This window comes from Haloplanus rubicundus (assembly GCF_003342675.1).
In the GTDB taxonomy this organism is placed as follows: Archaea; Halobacteriota; Halobacteria; order Halobacteriales; family Haloferacaceae; genus Haloplanus; species Haloplanus rubicundus.
Genome location: NZ_CP031148.1, coordinates 2,178,976 through 2,195,430 on the forward strand (window position 1 = coordinate 2,178,976; position 16,455 = coordinate 2,195,430).

At 58.0% G+C, this 16,455-nt stretch carries 15 protein-coding genes and 2 pseudogenes; 8 read left to right on the forward strand and 9 right to left on the reverse strand.

Translation table 11 applies throughout. The features are described 5' to 3' along the window. Nucleotides 1-33: 33 nt before the first annotated feature. From DU484_RS12125 to DU484_RS12145, 6 genes and pseudogenes are all read right to left on the reverse strand, one after another. Nucleotides 34-447: a DUF5518 domain-containing protein gene (locus tag DU484_RS12125; RefSeq protein WP_114606022.1), complete on the reverse strand. Its 414-nt coding sequence runs from the start codon at nucleotides 445-447 to the stop codon at nucleotides 34-36. Nucleotides 448-588: 141 nt separating this feature from the next. Next, nucleotides 589-1,542, reverse strand: coding sequence for a sensor histidine kinase (locus tag DU484_RS20450; protein ID WP_262342911.1), 954 nt, complete (start codon nucleotides 1,540-1,542; stop codon nucleotides 589-591). A gap of 51 nt (nucleotides 1,543-1,593) precedes the next feature. Then, nucleotides 1,594-2,238, reverse strand: a pseudogene (locus tag DU484_RS20455) (histidine kinase N-terminal 7TM domain-containing protein); the annotation flags it as partial. 410 nt (nucleotides 2,239-2,648) lie between these two features. Then, nucleotides 2,649-2,996: a winged helix-turn-helix domain-containing protein gene (locus DU484_RS12135; RefSeq protein WP_114606024.1), complete on the reverse strand. Its 348-nt coding sequence runs from the start codon at nucleotides 2,994-2,996 to the stop codon at nucleotides 2,649-2,651. Between the two features lie 365 nt (nucleotides 2,997-3,361). Further along, nucleotides 3,362-4,549 (reverse strand): sensor histidine kinase, encoded by a 1,188-nt coding sequence (locus DU484_RS12140; protein WP_114606025.1) that lies wholly within the window; start codon nucleotides 4,547-4,549, stop codon nucleotides 3,362-3,364. A 279-nt stretch (nucleotides 4,550-4,828) separates the two neighbouring features. Beyond that, nucleotides 4,829-5,302, reverse strand: a complete 474-nt coding sequence (locus DU484_RS12145; RefSeq protein ID WP_114606026.1) for a DUF3592 domain-containing protein — start codon at nucleotides 5,300-5,302, stop codon at nucleotides 4,829-4,831. A gap of 1,054 nt (nucleotides 5,303-6,356) precedes the next feature. Here DU484_RS12145 and DU484_RS12155 point away from each other — a divergent pair. Both DU484_RS12155 and DU484_RS12160 read left to right on the forward strand, forming a co-directional pair. Further along, a pseudogene (locus DU484_RS12155) lies at nucleotides 6,357-6,767 on the forward strand (CPBP family glutamic-type intramembrane protease); the annotation flags it as partial. 145 nt (nucleotides 6,768-6,912) lie between these two features. Further along, nucleotides 6,913-7,782, forward strand: coding sequence for a CPBP family intramembrane glutamic endopeptidase (locus DU484_RS12160; protein WP_114606029.1), 870 nt, complete (start codon nucleotides 6,913-6,915; stop codon nucleotides 7,780-7,782). A 132-nt stretch (nucleotides 7,783-7,914) separates the two neighbouring features. Here the strand turns inward: DU484_RS12160 and DU484_RS12165 are convergent, their stop codons facing one another. Then, nucleotides 7,915-9,180 carry a DUF6498-containing protein gene (locus DU484_RS12165; protein ID WP_114606030.1) on the reverse strand — a complete coding sequence of 422 codons (1,266 nt, stop codon included), beginning with the start codon at nucleotides 9,178-9,180 and terminating at the stop codon, nucleotides 7,915-7,917. A gap of 583 nt (nucleotides 9,181-9,763) precedes the next feature. Between DU484_RS12165 and DU484_RS12170 the strand changes: the two genes are divergently transcribed. The 6 genes from DU484_RS12170 to DU484_RS20020 all read left to right on the forward strand — a co-directional run bounded on the left by DU484_RS12170 (nucleotide 9,764) and on the right by DU484_RS20020 (nucleotide 14,415). Further along, nucleotides 9,764-10,546 (forward strand): CPBP family intramembrane glutamic endopeptidase, encoded by a 783-nt coding sequence (locus DU484_RS12170; protein WP_262342786.1) that lies wholly within the window; start codon nucleotides 9,764-9,766, stop codon nucleotides 10,544-10,546. Nucleotides 10,547-10,852: 306 nt separating this feature from the next. Beyond that, nucleotides 10,853-11,701, forward strand: a complete 849-nt coding sequence (locus DU484_RS12175; protein WP_114606032.1) for a CPBP family intramembrane glutamic endopeptidase — start codon at nucleotides 10,853-10,855, stop codon at nucleotides 11,699-11,701. A 209-nt stretch (nucleotides 11,702-11,910) separates the two neighbouring features. Then, nucleotides 11,911-12,396, forward strand: coding sequence for a hypothetical protein (locus DU484_RS12180; protein ID WP_114606033.1), 486 nt, complete (start codon nucleotides 11,911-11,913; stop codon nucleotides 12,394-12,396). A gap of 222 nt (nucleotides 12,397-12,618) precedes the next feature. Further along, nucleotides 12,619-13,275 carry an SdpI family protein gene (locus DU484_RS12185; protein ID WP_114606034.1) on the forward strand — a complete coding sequence of 219 codons (657 nt, stop codon included), beginning with the start codon at nucleotides 12,619-12,621 and terminating at the stop codon, nucleotides 13,273-13,275. Between the two features lie 4 nt (nucleotides 13,276-13,279). Continuing rightward, nucleotides 13,280-14,119: a hypothetical protein gene (locus tag DU484_RS12190; protein ID WP_114606035.1), complete on the forward strand. Its 840-nt coding sequence runs from the start codon at nucleotides 13,280-13,282 to the stop codon at nucleotides 14,117-14,119. Nucleotides 14,120-14,244: 125 nt separating this feature from the next. Further along, nucleotides 14,245-14,415: a hypothetical protein gene (locus tag DU484_RS20020; RefSeq protein ID WP_187347698.1), complete on the forward strand. Its 171-nt coding sequence runs from the start codon at nucleotides 14,245-14,247 to the stop codon at nucleotides 14,413-14,415. A 151-nt stretch (nucleotides 14,416-14,566) separates the two neighbouring features. Here the strand turns inward: DU484_RS20020 and DU484_RS12195 are convergent, their stop codons facing one another. Beyond that, complete coding sequence (locus DU484_RS12195) at nucleotides 14,567-15,430, reverse strand: hypothetical protein (RefSeq protein ID WP_114606036.1); 864 nt, start codon at nucleotides 15,428-15,430, stop codon at nucleotides 14,567-14,569. A gap of 222 nt (nucleotides 15,431-15,652) precedes the next feature. Then, the gene (locus tag DU484_RS12200; protein WP_114606037.1) at nucleotides 15,653-16,411 is read right to left on the reverse strand and encodes a creatininase family protein; all 759 of its coding nucleotides are present in this window, start codon (nucleotides 16,409-16,411) and stop codon (nucleotides 15,653-15,655) included. Nucleotides 16,412-16,455 lie beyond the last annotated feature (44 nt).

Genomic DNA, 16,455 nt, shown 5'->3' on the forward strand with positions numbered 1-16,455 from the left:
CAGAGCCGATGTTTCAGATTCGAAACTGCGCCACTAGGCACTCCCACGGGCGTTGGCCGTTCCGCCGTGCCCCCGGCGTTCCGCCAGCCAACCGCCGAAACGCCCGGCGATCACCCCAAAGAGAGCCACAACGACGAGGATAATACCTCCGACCACGAGTATCATTGCGACGCCGACCGCTTGGAACCACGGTGGATTCGGGATGGAGGGGATTGCCCAAAATAATTTGTTTACTACCCAGATTGCCGGAAAGCCACCAATAAGTCCGGCTCGAAGTCCAGTTGCGGTACTGTTCCCACCGCGTCGCTTAACCAGATAGCCAGCGATTGCACTCCCGACCACGACCATTCCGAGTGATATATTCTCCGGCGAACGCCACGCTGCAAGCGCAGTGAATGGGAGCGCAAGTAGCCCGCCGATGAGGGCGTATTTCCACGTCTCTGTCATCCGGAGGGGACCAATTTGAACCACAGTCAAAGTATTTGACGCTTCTACTAAAACCCCCGTTGTAGTGTTGCTGGTCCGAAAACACCGTCCCGTACATCCGAAGTATAGTCGGTGGGCAGATCTCCGGATAGCGTGGGGTTATCATACCGTCTCGTAGAGTTGAATCGTGACGATGCTTCCCTCGGGGTCGTTCTCCCGAAACTGAAGGTCGCCTCCCAACTGGGTGACCGCCCAGGTGACGAACCAGAGCCCGATGCCCTGACCGTGTTTGAGTTGGGTCTCAGTCCCGGCGTCGAGGATATCTCGTTCCCGTTCGGGAAGTCCGGGCCCATCGTCCGCGACAGACAGTTCGACCGTCTCGTCCGACGCCTCCCGAACACTGACTTCGACGTGTGGCGAGTCCGTGGTCGTGTGTTCGAGTGAATTTTCGACCAGTTCGGAGAGTGCCTGTCGAATCACCGCCCGATGGGAGGAGATTAGCACTTCGTCAGGACAGACGAGCGAGATATCGGACGCCTCGTCGTCGGCTCGGAACTGATCGACGACCGTGTGGGCGACATCGGCCAGATCGACCGATTCCGGTGGCTCGGTACTCTCGGCCATGACTTCCGCCGCATCTCTGACTTTCGTACTCAGTTCGAGGAGAGAAGCGGTGTTCTCCCGAACCCCCGCCCGTATTTCCTCGTCGCCGATCTGATCGGCGTATGCGAGGACGACGTCCAAGTCGTTCCGCACGTTGTGACGGAGAATGCGATTGAGGACCGTGAGACGCTGTTCCCGGGTTCGTCGGTCGGTGACGTCCCGGAAGAGAACGGTTCTGGCGACGGGGTTATCCTCGTCATCCGTCGTCGCCTCGTGGACTGCGGAAACGCTAAACTGGAACTGTCGACGGCCGTTCGACGTCCGAAGCGCGACCGTTCCCGTCGCTCCTGGAGGAAGATCAGTTCCATCGAGTCCGTCGATGACAGTTCGGATCGGGGCCCCGATCATCGTCTCCGCAGGACAGTCGAACAGTTCCACCGTCGCCTCGTTAACGTCGAGGACGTGGTCGTCCCAGTCGAGGACGACGAGGCCCTCCTGTAAGGTTTCGACCACGCGTGTTCGGGCAATGTAATCGGCTTTCGGGAAGCCAGTCGTCAACGGATATCGTCGTACGGCAGCGGCCAGTAGTCCCCCGGACAAGAGTAGCCCCATCGTCGTATTGCCGACAGGGGAGATATTGTTACCGAGCAAGCTCACGAGATATGGTGCAGCGACACCCGTCGTGAGAACGATCACCTGTGTGTTCGAGACGCGGGCGTGGCTGCCACCGAGGTCGAACAGAAGATACGTCGCATACACGAATAGGGCGAAGAGATACAGGATCTCCCACCCGATCAACGGCGCAATTGCCCGTTCGACGGCGGTTTCGGAGGGACCGACCGCGATCACGATAGCACTGATAGCCACCGGAAACACGATCCCAGCTAGCAGAACGATTCGTTTCCACGTCAGTCCGGTCCCACGACCAGTGTAGCTGAGTGCGTACACCGTCCAAGCACCAGGAACGGCGAGGGCAGTACCGAATTGAGCTAGATCGAAGGCCGACGAGAGCAGGCTCACGGTCGACACACCGGGAAGTTCCGATCCTAGCGAGAAGACCGCCCAGAGCGTCAGGGTCGCGAGAAGTGCGATGAACGGGGTCGCGCTGGGTTGCTCCCGGGACTGGTAGGCCGTCCACGTCGTCCAGCCCAGAAGCACGGCTGCAAGAGCGTTGAGAGCTAGCGTACTCAACGTCACAACGGGAACCATTGGTCAATGCCTCAGACTACAGTTTGACGGTTGTGTCGGTCGAGCATGATGATGGCGTATTCGTTCTACTCCGGTTCGAACGTCCAGCTAGCTTCGATTGCTGAAAGTGGAGGGCTGACGCGCGGGGGAGGCGCGGTCAGCGGCGGCGTGTGGGATTCGAGGGAGATCACTCACCCGCTGGGGAGGGAGCGGGCACGAGAACGGTCTACTCCGGAAATAATAGAAGGATACGCTCTGTTTCGCCATCAGAAACGAAGTCATCGTCGACTTCTTCCACGAGTATCGACAGCTCCGGGCTCTCACTCCCGCTTAGATCAGACTGTAGCCACGTGAAAACGAGGTGCTTCGAGAACCGAACGACCAGCATCTACGGGACTGCGGACCGCTAGAGGGCTCCGTGCATCACCGAATCAGTCGGCAACGTCGACCGTCGTCTCGAATCCGTCGCCGAGGGCGACGGAGAGCGACGTAGTGACTGCCTCGAATCGTTCTTTGTGATGACCGTCGTCACAGATCATCATCTCAGTACGGACGAGTCCTGCAGCAGAAAGCTGGTTGAGGCGTCGATACGCCGTTGCCCGTGAGACATCTGCTGCCTCGGCGACAGCACGACCGCTTCGCGGTTGCGCCGTGACGGCCTGGTACACACGACGCGTGTATTCGTCTCCGAAGAGATCGAACAGTTCGGTCGCCGAGAGGTCGATGTCGTCGGTTCGATCAGCGGAGGGCTTCGATTGGAAGGCTGCGTGGGCGGACATACTACTGGAGAGCGTCCCGTTCCTACTGGATGGTGATGCTAGGTATGCTGACGACACGATACCTATGACTCTAGGAGTGCAGATAGCGAGGCTCCACGGAGGCCATCAGTTATGTGGATTCAGTATCGAGGCCCATCTGGGCCTCCGAAACTGATGTCCGAAAACGATAGGGCGGCGGACGTGTGCACGCTCGTCGACGACGAGCAGGAAGTGGCAGACGCGTATGCACTGCGACTGCGTGATCAACTACTACGGACGCGTTGTCATGGTCCCATCGTCGACCGCGTCACGGATGGCTTCGAAGATTTCACCCCTCTCGTCCGTGCTTTGTCTGTCGGTTGTAGTACTGCGTCCGGTCATCGATGTTAGAACTGGATCTCGAACCGCACACCACCAAGTTCGGCTGCGGTGAGACGCAGTTCCCAGTCGTGCGCAGCGACGATTCGTTCGACGATCGCGAGGCCAAGTCCCGTGCCGCCATCTTGGGTGGAGTATCCCGGTTCGAAGACATCCGCCCGTTTTTCGGGGGGGATACCGGGGCCATCGTCGGCGACATAGAACCCGTCCGCTAACGTGCCGACAGTGATCGTCACGTCACCCTCGGGAGCCGTCCCGTCGCCTCGAGCAGAGGTATCCCCGACCTCGGGTCCGTGTTCGACGCTGTCACCCGCGCTCCCGCGCCGGTTAGTAGTGGAACCATGCTCCACGCTGTCATCGGCCCCCGGCCGACTGCCCGAGGGACTTCGTCCCTCGCTGTCCTCGGGAGTCTGCGACCGAGGGCTCGTCGAACCGTGTTCGACGCTGTCGCCGGGGTCCGCCCGGCTACTCGTGGAGCTATGCTCCACGCTGTTCCGAAATAGATTCTCGAACAATCGCCGAATGCGATCGGGGTCGGCGGTGGTCGTCGGAAGCGAATCCGGAAGGTCGAGCGTAGCGTGATCGGTTTCGACCGATTGCCACGCATCCGTCGCGGCGGTTTCGATCGAAACCTGTTGGGATGGGTCCACGACGGCATCCTCTCGCGTGAGTGTGAGGGCATCGCGGATGATCCGTTCCATCCGATCGTGTGCGTTCGAAACCGAGTCGAAGTGTTTGGCGTCGCCCGTCTCTCGTGCCGCCTGGAGATGGGCCTTGGCGACGTCGAGCGGATTACGGAGGTCGTGGCTGATCACGCTACTGACTTGATCGATGGCAGGCGACTCTCCGAGATTGGGGCACTGCGCCAAATCCGAAAACACGAGGTACCCAGTTGTCCCGTCCGAAGGGATCACCCGTACGAAGTACGGTCCGTGGTCGCGGTACCCGTCGAGATAAATACCGGCACGATCATCCCGAACGAGGTGGCTAAGTGGCTCCTCATCAGCCGTCGTGTCGATAGTGGGAAATCGCCCGAATATCGTCGAGACTGACGTTCCGGACGAACGAGCGTCGAAACGTCGCTCGAAGGCATCGTTCGCCGCCATTACACGGGCATCACGACCCTCAACAGCGTAGGCGAGAACGGGATCTTGAAACGCGTCCAACGGAATCGCCACACTACCCGCGTCGGTCATCGGTATCCGACATTCTCCCGATGAATTTGCAGAGAGACCGCCGATCCCGACGGCTGGGGAGGATACCGACGACCGTAACCGATCCCAACACAACTCATGTCTCCTCGGTAGTTCGGACGCGCGTTTAGTGTTACTTCCTGATGCTGACTCAGAAACACCGTGCCCTGATTTTCATGACTTGGCTCTCGAATAATCACGACACTCGTGTGTGAACTGCCTCGGGGCACTCCCCTTGGGTCATTTGTAGATTGATCCGACAGCGGATGCGAGCGTAGGTATTTAGTTTCGGAAAATCGACACGATCGTGCCAAGGACGAAGAGACCACCGAACCCAATGATGTACAACGGTTTGTTGCTACTCTCGTGCTTGAGAAACGCCTTATCGGGTGAATCCGTCGGGGCGTAAGCCGTTACGGTGGCTCCCGATTCGTATCCCTCTAATTGTGCTCTAGCGTCTTCTTTGGTCTCGAACTCGTGGGATATGCCTCCGGGATACATATTTGAAGATGTGTAGGGTTCGCCCTCGTATGTGTAATTGAACGTCGCTTGGGGTCTGTAGTCGTCGGTTCCGCGCCGTTCGTTGACCCGTTCGATCGAGGTAGAAACGATGGTCGCATCGACCGTTTCTGTGGAGTGTAATGCTGCTGATTGAGACGAATAACTGTACGCACCGTACCCCATCGCCCCGAGCCCAACGGCCAGCGCAAACGCGATCTGGAGGGTCCCCGATGGGCCGTTGAAGTTGAATTCCATACCCGAGGTGTGGAACTATTGGATGGTAAAAGCAGAATCCCTGTTTCTCGCTCCGTGACGACACTCCACGTATTTTCCACCCCGATGTCATGGGGTATCAGGGCGATAGATCAACCGTGAGTGACACCGGTACCATGAGAACTCGCAGTGTGTCGGCTCGATCAGAGACGCGATACGGGTCTCCCCGCACTCGACCCGAGTGATGCGACTATCTCGTGGTAGTACGATATCCCATTGACGACGTCGCCAGCGATTGCTGAGGACTACCTGTTCGCCGGCGGGGAGTCCGGGACTGTGTACGCTCTCGGTCCAGCGCCCCCGGGAGATACGACCCTGTCAGCAGCCCCGCGTTGAGCGGTGATCGTAGCCTAATTAATTTGCACTCTGTCCTCAGCCGCCCTCCAAACTCGTATCAGAGATTGTGGGACTCAATTCAGTGCATCGACCACGGTAGCCAGTGCTCTGCAGAGTGTGTCTACTAGTCGGTTCGCGATGTGGAACGCCCATAGGTAACAACTGCCAGTAGATTCCACGACCGAACTACGATCCGGTTACTTCGTTTTCACGATACAATCGGCGTAGAGCACCGAGAATTTCTTCGATACGCTCCGTCAGAAGCCTCAATCAGCAATAGTAGGTGGCTCGTGACCAACCACTCCCAGCTCTCAATACTGCTGGGCTCAGTTGATTGCAGCCGAGAGACATCAACGACCCAATGATTAGCAGCCATGCGTCACGCCGTAGAGGCAGCGAACCAGAGGAGAAAATAACCGCCGATCGGAATCGTTCAGTGACTGAACGAAATTAACGGCAGTGCACCCAGAGACGACGACACCAATGTTCACCCCGTCGCTATCGTGCGATTAGGAGCGAGAAATCAGCGATGGGCGCTGCAGGCGCTCGGTCGGTCGGTGAACGAAGTCCCTTGCTGGGCCTGATACGATCGAAATCGAAGGGTACTGAACGCACTGAAAATCACTGCTGGAAAGATATCACGGTCGTACGACAATTCCCCACGCGCTCGTAGAAAGAATGGTACGAACTCCAGCGATCCACCGGCGCGTTCTGGGCGAGCATCGCCATCGTGATTGTCTGGGCACTCTGGCACGTGCCGCTGTTCCTGATGCCCGGAATCTCACAGGCGGGAACGCCGTTCTGGTTGTACGCGCCGGTCGTCGTCGGCATCAGCGTCATGGCATCGTGGCTCTACAACGCCGCTGGCGGACGCGTCATAGTCCCAGTCGTCGTCCACACGCTCTCGAACGCCGTATCCGTCACAGCTGCTACCGGTGTGGTCGGTGGCGAAGTCGTCTCGCAGATCGTCCTCCTGGTCGTCGTCTGGGTGATCGTGGCTATCCTCGTCTGGCGGTATGGGACCGAACGGCTCGCCTCGAAACCGCTACCCGACGGAGGCCTCGACTTCGTTTCGCCTACTGAGTCGAAAGGGCTGAATGCCCCGGAGTGACGCATTCGGGGACGAGCAGGCCTGACGGATCGAGGTCACCAATTCGTCGCCCGGTAGCTGTATCGGCTCCGCGGTCTTCCCTTGTAGAAATCCACAGTACCGACATGATTACCATCATACCAATCCTCAGCCGGAGTATCGACCCATGAGCCAGCAGCGGATTCGTGGTATAGTGGACGCTCGCCCCGTTGCAACGTTTTTCTTCTTCGCGTATGCCTTTTCTTGGATCGGGTGGTTTCCGGTCGTCATCGGGATGGGGGAACCGATTCGGACGCTCAGTTTCATCGCTGGGGGATTCGGCCCGGCTCTCGCCGGCGCGGTGGTGACGTGGCTCGACGGTGAGTCCGTCCGCGCGTGGACTCGACAGATCGTCCGCTGGCGGGTCGCAGCGCGGTGGTACCTCGCTGCATTCCTCCTCCCGCTGCTCGTCGTCAGCCTGGCTAGTGTAGTTATCGTCCTCCTCGGCACTACCGTCGACCCCACAGTACTCTCGGGACGGCTCTCGCTCGTGCTTGGGTCGTACGTGTTCGTCGCGTTGATCGGCGGGGGGAACGAGGAACCGGGATGGCGTGGGTTCGCTCTCTCTAGGCTCGAGGAACGGTACGCGCCGGTCCCGGCCACGCTCATTCTGGGTGTGGTCTGGGCGTTCTGGCACCTCCCCCAACTGGTCGCGGACCCGAATGCAGTCTACAGCTTCGCGTGGCTCGCCGAGGAGATTCCGGGGATCGTCCTTCGCGTCATCAATATCGTGGGCTTCGCGTTCCTCCTGACGTGGATCTACAACGGGACAGCGAGCGTGCTGCTCGCCCTGTTGCTCCACGCGGGCATCAACACGGCCAATAGCACGCTCGTCCCGCTCCCGATCGAGGCGATCACTGGCGAGAGCTTCATGACGGTCCTGATCGCGGTTGATCTCGCGGTCTGGGTCGTTGCCATCGTGCTTATCGTCGCTACTCGTGGACATCTGGGATATGGCACTACACGGAACACTGCCGGCCGTCAAGAGTTCCGTTGACGCCTCGATTTAGCAGATACTACTACCCCTCGGAGCGCCCGTTGATTCCGTGGAGTGGTCGGCGATAGTTCGCTCTTTTCCTCGCACTTTGCTCCTCGACAGAGCAACGTTTCAACTTCCCCCATTTGAACGCTAGACACCACTGGGCTGCCTATCGAACACGTCGAGGATCGGTGCAGAGTTATTCAAGTGCGGGAGCCGGAGTTCTCGATCAACACACTCGATAACGACTGTCGAGGTGTCGAGCAGTCTGTGAATTCGGCCACGCTCGACGCGTAATCCGTTTTCGTCCCACGGCTCGATCCGCCAGAGACGCGTCCGAAAAAGCCGATCATAGGCGATTATCTCATCCTCAGAGACTCGGAACTCAATATTGCCGTACCGCAGCCAGTAGTCGATCGTAAGTACCCCTATCGGAACGACCAGACTAGCCAACATAATGACAAGGACAATATCCCATACTTGTCCCATCACGAACAGAAGCGAAATGAGAAGAATGAATCCACCGACGGCCAAGGTGCCGGGGTGACGCCGTACGTTCGAGGCCGAAACACCCCCGAATAGCCTTGCCGAGATGGGAGGACGCAGTCGGTCGGTCACAGGCTCAACCGGTTCGATCGCTTCATCGGTCGGTGGTTCGTATGCCCACCCGAGTTCGAAGTACGACGCCTCATCGAAGGCAACCAGGCGCTCGCGATACAGCCCTCCGAGATCGAAGCTGAACTTCACGAGTACGATTCCGATCAAGAGTGGAGGGCCGACGACAGTCGGGTCGATAGCCGTGATCGAAGCGTCGGAAGATACTGAATCCGTACCGAGCCCGACGAATGTTGCTGTGACTAACCCACCGATACCGATCACCGCTGCGCGCATGAAACTGCCCTGAATTGCGGTCTGGGCACTATGCTCGCGGTGCCCTTGGCGATACAAATACTCGATCAGCGTCGAGGCACCCTCACTGAGAAAGATGCTGAGTGAGGCGAGCGTCACCATCTCCAGCGCGCTCGGATCGAGCGTTTCGGGGCCGACCACACCGACGGTCGTGACCCCCGCAAAGAACCACACGAGTGTGAGGAGAGGGATCGCAACGGCGAGTACGGGCAGCGTCGAGATTCTGATTCCGAGTTCGGTGAACGGGATCGGGATCTCCGTTCGCTTGCTCGCCAGCGCGCCTGCAATCAACGGGTCGGCATCGAACTCCGAGGGTCGGCCTGCGAACACTGCTCGAACGAGTGCCCAAAACGAGATAATCCCGAGTTCGAACCAGTACAGGAACACGAGTGCGGCGAGATTCCACCCCAGAGCGACGACGCCGACGAGTGGAAGCGCGTTGGCCACGAAGACGGCGATCGTTTCAGGCGAAGGACTATTGTGCCGTACTTTTTCGAGGGGGACCATCCATCGATTGTGGTGTCCGAGTGAGACAAATATCTGGCTCTCTAGTTCAGTCCAGACGCGTTCACGAGACGAGTGAGAGAGCGTATGTTCCGCAGATCATCAGGCCAGCGATTGTGAGCCAGACCGCCATCAATTCATCTTGAACAAGGGGTGAGGTGAAGCTATCTCCGAGGACAGCTCCTACCGACGCGAGAATTAGTGCTAGCGTAGCTACGTAGTGGGGATTTACTCTTGAGACTGTCTCCGTTCGTGGATCCTGAGCCATGAATTCGAGAGTCAGTGTCCGTACGAGCGCGGGAATATAAAAAGACCTCAGAGCTTCTTGGCCAGAAGCCGTCCCTGTGGTGATAGGTTCCTTCTCCCCCTCTGTGTTAGTATGTCGTTGCAATCGACACTCGATCAGACGTTGTTGGATAGACTCCAACAGGGATGGCGACTCTTTACCTGCCCAGTCTGGAACCACGACACACACCGGCTTCGCGCGCCACTACGTGCGTTCCTGCCCCTTGTGATGACGTTTCTCGCTTTCGGACTCGTTGTCACAGTTGTCAGACCAAGATTCGACCATCCAGTTCGGGAATTCATGGAATTCAGCATAATGAGCGTGGTGCTCGTGGCTGCTGTTCTGGCCAGTGCGCGACTGCTTGACCGGCGACCAGTTGCCGAGTACGGACTGACGTTCAACCGTAAGTGGGCGCGCTCGTTTGTCGTCGGCGGGCTGGTTGCGACGGTTGCCAACGCCGGAACGATGCTTGTCGCGCTGGCTGCCGGCTGGGCAACGGTATCGGGCTTTACCCAGGGATCGGGCGCGTTGCCGTTCCTGCCAGCGATGCTTCTAGTACTCGGGTACGTCGGCGTATTGGCGTCGTGGGAAGAGTTCATGTTCCGCGGAGCGATGTTGAAAAACCTTGCTGAGGGCGCTGATGGATACCTCCCGCGGTGGGGTGCTGTCGGACTCGCCGTGCTGCTTAGCACGGCCGTCTTTGCGTTCATGCACAGTGGGAAAGTCAGTGATCCAATGGCCTACGGGTACTACGTGCTGGCCGGACTGGTTTTCGGCGGAATCTACGTGCTGTCGGGAAACCTCGCACTTCCGATCGGGTTTCACGTGTTCTACAACTTCACGATGAGCGCGGTGTTCGGTCTGGGCGCCTCACAGCAGACACCCGAACTCATCGCGCTCACCGTCGTCGGTCCTGACTTCTGGATCGGTGAAGAGGGGCTTGCTCGTGTCATCTTTGCCCTGGTTGGGGGTGTGCTACTAGTGGCATACATCCGATGGCGAGACGGAAACCTTCGAATCAACGACCGCGTGACTTGGTGGACGCCTATCAAGACATACGACGCTCTTGATGAGGAGAAATAACAGTATGATAGGTGCACATTCGACGGCTTACGACGTTCAGTTCAGGAAACATCTTGGGAGGGTACTGGTTTCGGTTGTCGTACTGTCGGGAGTCACTGTCGTCGTTGGATACGGTCACTGGGTTGTCCTAACACTCAAAGCGCATGAACCAGAAACCACAGATGGTGACACGCTACGAGAACGGTTACATATGCGAGAGCAACTACAGGGGATAAACTGGGCGAAATCGCCCCGTGCAGTCAGTCACACCCGAAATGACAGCATCCGAGCGATAGAAAACACGCTAGGTCCGATGAGGGAATCAGTATGAGCGCGCTCGTAACACTCCGAGAGCGAGCACGCCGCACACCGGTCGGGACCTTCCTGGCTGTGCTGATTGTAAACTCCGCACTCGTCGTCACAGCGCTCTACACGGTATTCGGGTCCGATTTTCCGACTCTCGCGGCGATCCCGTACGCTTGGACCCCGATGGCTAGCGCAGGAGTAACAGTCTGGTTGCTCGACGATAGCGTTCGAGACTGGCTCGGACAGCTCCGAAACGTTCGAACAGGCATTCACTGGTATCTCGCCGGTATCGGAATCATGCTTGTCGCGACTGACCTCGAGAGTATCGTCGCGGTGGGGCTCGGTGTCGATGTCGTGGCTCCGGCAGCCTCCATCGGACAGTACCTCCTCTTTTTTGCAGTCACGCTCTTCCTAGCCGGTGCACTGGAGGAACTGGGCTGGCGTGGGTTCATGCAACCCCGCCTCCAGCAGCGGTTCAGTGCGCTCGCGACGAGCGTGGCCATCGGACTCGTCTGGACGTTCTGGCACGTCCCACTGATACTGGCTGATGCCGGCAACTTCGGCGCATTCCACGAATACGTCGTGATGGTGGTGGCCACCTCCGTTATTCTCGGCTGGCTGTACAACAACACCAGAGGTGCGTTGCCAGTCGTTATGCTCACCCACGCAGCGAGCAACATGGCCCCGTTCGGTGAAGTGACAGGAGAACTCCCCGTCATCTTTGATGTCGTCTCTGGCAACATCATCTTCTACGTCGCCTGTGCGGCACTCATCGTTCTGTACGCTGGCTGGAAGACGCTGACAAAAGATGGAACCCTCCCAGATATTCCGGGACGGCGCACAGAAAAGCCGCTACAGCACGTAGACTGACAGGGGCCGTCCACTCTTGAGAGTTCCTTCAGAAGTCCCCTGCCGAGTCCTTCTCTGTCCACTGGTTACGACTGCATCATTCAGAGCAGTCCCTCGTGCAAGACTCGCGCTGTGTATGCAGCACTACCTCAACGAAATATCGGCGACTGAGGGTTTCGACAGAGTCAGCTGGTTATATATTTTAAATATCAAGGGTTCCACCCTTTTTCATGAAAACCCACCGACTTGTTCCGCTGGCGATGGCCGTCGCTGGGTTTGCAGCTATCGGTATTGGCGTCTATCAGGGGTTAGTCCATGTCGCACCGGGATACGAGGGGACGATTATGTCCGGCTGGGATGAGAGTCTGAGTCACGAAGAGGTGCTGCTCGTGCAGTTGGGGGCTCTTGGTGTTGGAAGTGTGGCTGCCGGACTCCGATGGAAGCGCCTATCGATCGTCTCTGTCGTCATGGGCAGTATCGTCCTCTTCTACGCGTTTCGAGCGGTATTCAATCTGTTTCAGTCGTCGAGACCGCTTTATCGAGAGTTCTCCGTACAAGGTGCTGGTTTTGAGGGTGATACCGTCATGTTCATCCTCGGTGCAGAGCCGTTCCTGCTCGCCGCCGGCGGACTTCTGCTCGTGGGCGCGGGTGTCAAGGCATCCAAATCTCAAATTTCGAAGCAGAGGAGTGACGAGGCGGCACCTCGATCGTCGTAGGTATAGCGCCGGCTGACTGTGCCACTCGAGTTGATAAATACGGCAAAAGTCGTTTGCTCTATCCATCCTCTCCATTCAGCGCGCCAGCACTAACCAGTCAAAGATCCCAACAGTGCCTCTCCTCTGATTAGCGGTTGTGGAAAGGAAAGACGACAGGGTTCCGATTTCATAGCGCAACGGGGAACCGTCCGGTTCATCAGGAATCGTGACCTATCGAGTACTATGAATTCTCGCCATCGGTTTCTCATCGCGACGGTATTCGTCGTCATCTCTGGTGCGGTGAGTGCCCTTGCTGCGCCGGAGTTGCCGACGCGGATGGCGACACACTGGAACGCGGCGGGACAGCCCGATGGCACGATGCCGAAGGCCGCAGCACTCGCATTTCTTCCTGCGATGACTGCCGTTTTGCTCGTCGTCTTCGCGCTCGTCCCACGTATCGATCCGCTTCGAGAGAACATCGCAGCGTTCCGACCCGTGTACGACTGGTTCGTCGTCGTGTTCACGGCGTTCATGGCCGTCATCCACGGGGGTGTCATCGCCTTCAATCTCGGCTACGAATTCGACTTCACGCTTCTCGTCCTCGCGGCTGTCTCGGGCTTGTTCTACTACGTCGGGGTGGTGCTCGAACACGCAGAACGCAACTGGTTCGTCGGCATCCGGACGCCATGGACACTCAGTAGTGAGGAGGTCTGGGACCGAACGCACCGTCTCGGGAGCCACTTGTTCAAACTGACAGCACTCGTCGCTCTCGTCGGGCTCTTCTTCGGCGAGTATGCGATCTATTTCCTCGTGGTACCGGCTCTCCTCACCGCAGGCATCACTGTCGTGTACTCGTACTATCTCTACGAGCAACTCGAACGTGACTCGGACCAGACGTAACAGAATGACTGTAAATCCGTCCGCTCGTAGCGAAGGCGAAACGGTCGACTGGAAACTCGATGTCGACGATTCCTCCCTCCTGCTTGGCCTCGCGTACGTCTTTCCGAGTATCCTCGGTGGCGTCATCGTGCTCGCCTTCGGATTGTTGCTGTGGCTTGTCTCAGAGGCAGTCTGGGCCGGCGATCTTGGCCGAGCCATCGGCTTGATCGTCGTCGCAGTACTTGCGCTGCTCTCCCGCCGTTATCTCCCTGCCTTACTCGAGACAGGTCTGGAGACGCCGTTCTTCGAACGATTTTCACGTCGCGGACTGCTCGTCGGAAGCCTCCTCGGTGCACTCACGCTTCTCGGAAGCGCTCAGGTACACCCCTCCGCACCGTTCGCGGTGTTCGTCGCCAGCTGGATACCGCTAGTACTCACCGCGGCGTTCCCGACGAGCGGACACGCGGACTTGGCGGCGAAGACCCTCGTCGTCGACGAGACCGAGGTGCCCCTCCAGGAAGTGCGGACGTTCCGGACTATTTCGGTGGGTACGTTCGCCGTGTGCTGGCTCTCGTATACCCGGGGGTCCCCGACCGCACCTCGCATCGTCGTACTTCCATCCGACTACGTCGATGCAGTTGCGACTCTGATCGACGCGGTTCCAGAGTCGTCCAACGACGAACGCCCGACGATTGATCGGGCAGAACGAATCGTCGCTGGACTCTTCGGACTCGGGATGGTCGCTATCGGGCCGCTTCTCTGGCTCGTTCTCCCACCGGGTGATGGGAAAACAATTGCACTGTATGCGGGTGCGATGTTCGGTCTGTTTGGTGTGCTGTTGCTCTGGTACGCATATACTGCTTGAGTTTCCTGAAGAGATTTACTGAATCTCGGTTTTGGTGAAACCTTTTCGGTTGATTGGTTTCAGCATTCGTGCTGAATAGAGTTGAGTAACCGAACGTTCATATGAAATTGATAAGGAGATGCGGTATGTCAGACCGGACTGACCGCCTGCTTGCCCTCCACGTGATATTGATGGCCCTGTTCGTCGTATCACAAACGACTGTCGTTCTGCGAAATCAACTCTTGGGCTCAATCGGAATAGTATTAGGAACTCTTGCTATCATATACGCGCTTGTTGAACTCATAAATGCGTTCTGAGTCCCCGCTTCATTCGCACAATCATCTAATGCCTGTCACGCTACTAAGCGACTGAAACAAACGATAGCTACCGCTTGCTAGACTTGCGCTATTCGCATGCTCCTCATGTCGCAGATGATAGTTTCAATAGCACCGAGCCACCCATCCAAGTTCACGTCTCGGATGCGAACTGTCGATATACTCCGAGGCGACGCAGGCCGTATTCGATACCTGCGACGACGAGGAGGATACCCAGATAGAGGAACCAGCCGCCGAAGTAGAGTGCATGGGGGTCCTCGACACTCGCCGTGAAGGCTGCGTGGACGTCGATCAGGATGAACAGCGTCAGTAGCGTCGCTGGCGCGACCAGTCGATGCCGGACGAGGAAATAGAGGGGAATCGCCGCGAGTACCCACATCCCGACCGCACCGAACAGATACAACAGCCACTCAAGTCCGCCGGACATCGTCACTCCGAGGCGGGAAGCGTACCAGACCATGACGGCGGCGTGGAGCAGTCCACCCGAAGAAGCGATGGCGATGGCTCGTCGTCGTGGCGCCGGGGTCGACAGCAACGGAATCGATTTCGGAACCGACGGTAGACGTGTCCACGCGTGCCGAAGCACGTACTCGACGAGTCCAAGGAAGAGGAAGCCGACCGTCCAGACCGAGGCGTTGACCATGTAGCGGACGATGTAGAGCCCGTTTTCGACGACCGTGATTCCGGTCGGTTCGGCGAGGCGTTCCAGTTCGGCCACGTCGTGAAACGTCGGTCCGGGAGGCGTGAGTTCCATCCAGAGGACGTAGGCCGTCGTGAGCGCGAGTGCAACCACGGGAGTAACGAGGCGGAACCGAGCCGCGAGCCAAACGGGGACGGTTGCGACGACGACCAGCCCACCGTATCGCCACACGAGACCGGCGAACGAATACTGCGATGGTCCGATCGAATAGCCGAGGCTGTCAGCGACGAGGAGCAGACCGACCGCATGGACGATGCCGATGGCGAGGCTGAAACCGGCGGCTCGTCTGGAGGGCATACGTTCGATTGCGGGCTCTTCTGGCTTCTTAGTTATCCCGAGAAGATGTCTCGGGATTGGATTTGGGGTTCTGCTGAAATCCTCATAACGTGACAGGTGAATCGTGCTGCATAGAGAGGGTGGATGCAGCACGGAGGATGCGTTTGATTCAGGTCGAACTGGCTGAAACAGGCAGTAGGAACGTCTGTGCGTTAACTGTTCAACCTCGGTTGAGGTGCGTGTCTACGCAGAACGGCGTTCATTCTCGATGTGATCAACGTAGGTATCAACCACGTTCTGAATGATCATTTCGCCGGCTTCAGCGGTTGCTTCAGCCGGATCGCCAAGCACACCGTTTTGGGTGATGGTTTTGAACCCTTCGCTCAGAAGGCGAGCGGTAGAGATCTCCCCTTCAGGTCCGGACTCGATGTTCTCAACCCTTACGAGATCCTCATTCACCGCCAACACCACTGCCGTCTCGGCTGCACCAGCATGAATCACGTCTTGATCGTATTTGATCCCAGCCTCGCTGAGGCCATCATTCAGTAACTGCATATGCTCATCGAGGTCAGCCAAGGGAATCACAGTGGCTTCGATTTCCCGAGCCACATCAGGTGCGACAGTCTTGACCGGGGCAAAATTCCCGCCGTGGGTGGGGACTAAGACGATATATTCGAAGCCGTGGTCATCGAGCGACCGGCAGTATGCCCGGATCACATCCATCAGTGTCTCGGGCGGGATAGTGATCGTGCCCGGGAACTCCATGTGATGTCCCGAGCAGCCAGGCCGGATCGTCGGTGCAGCAAGAGCGTCCCCCAATTTCTCCGCGATCCGCCGCGAGAGTTCGTCACCGTCCAGTGTGTCCATATTCAACGGGAGGTGGGGACCGTGCTGCTCGATCGAGCCAACGGAAACGATCGCCGTCCGTATCCCGTTTTCGAGCACCGATTCGACTTCTGGCCATACCATCTCCTCAAGGAGTATTGACCTGCGAGAAGGCATGCCGATGGTGGTGCTCCCGGATAGCTTAAAAGCCCTATCACACA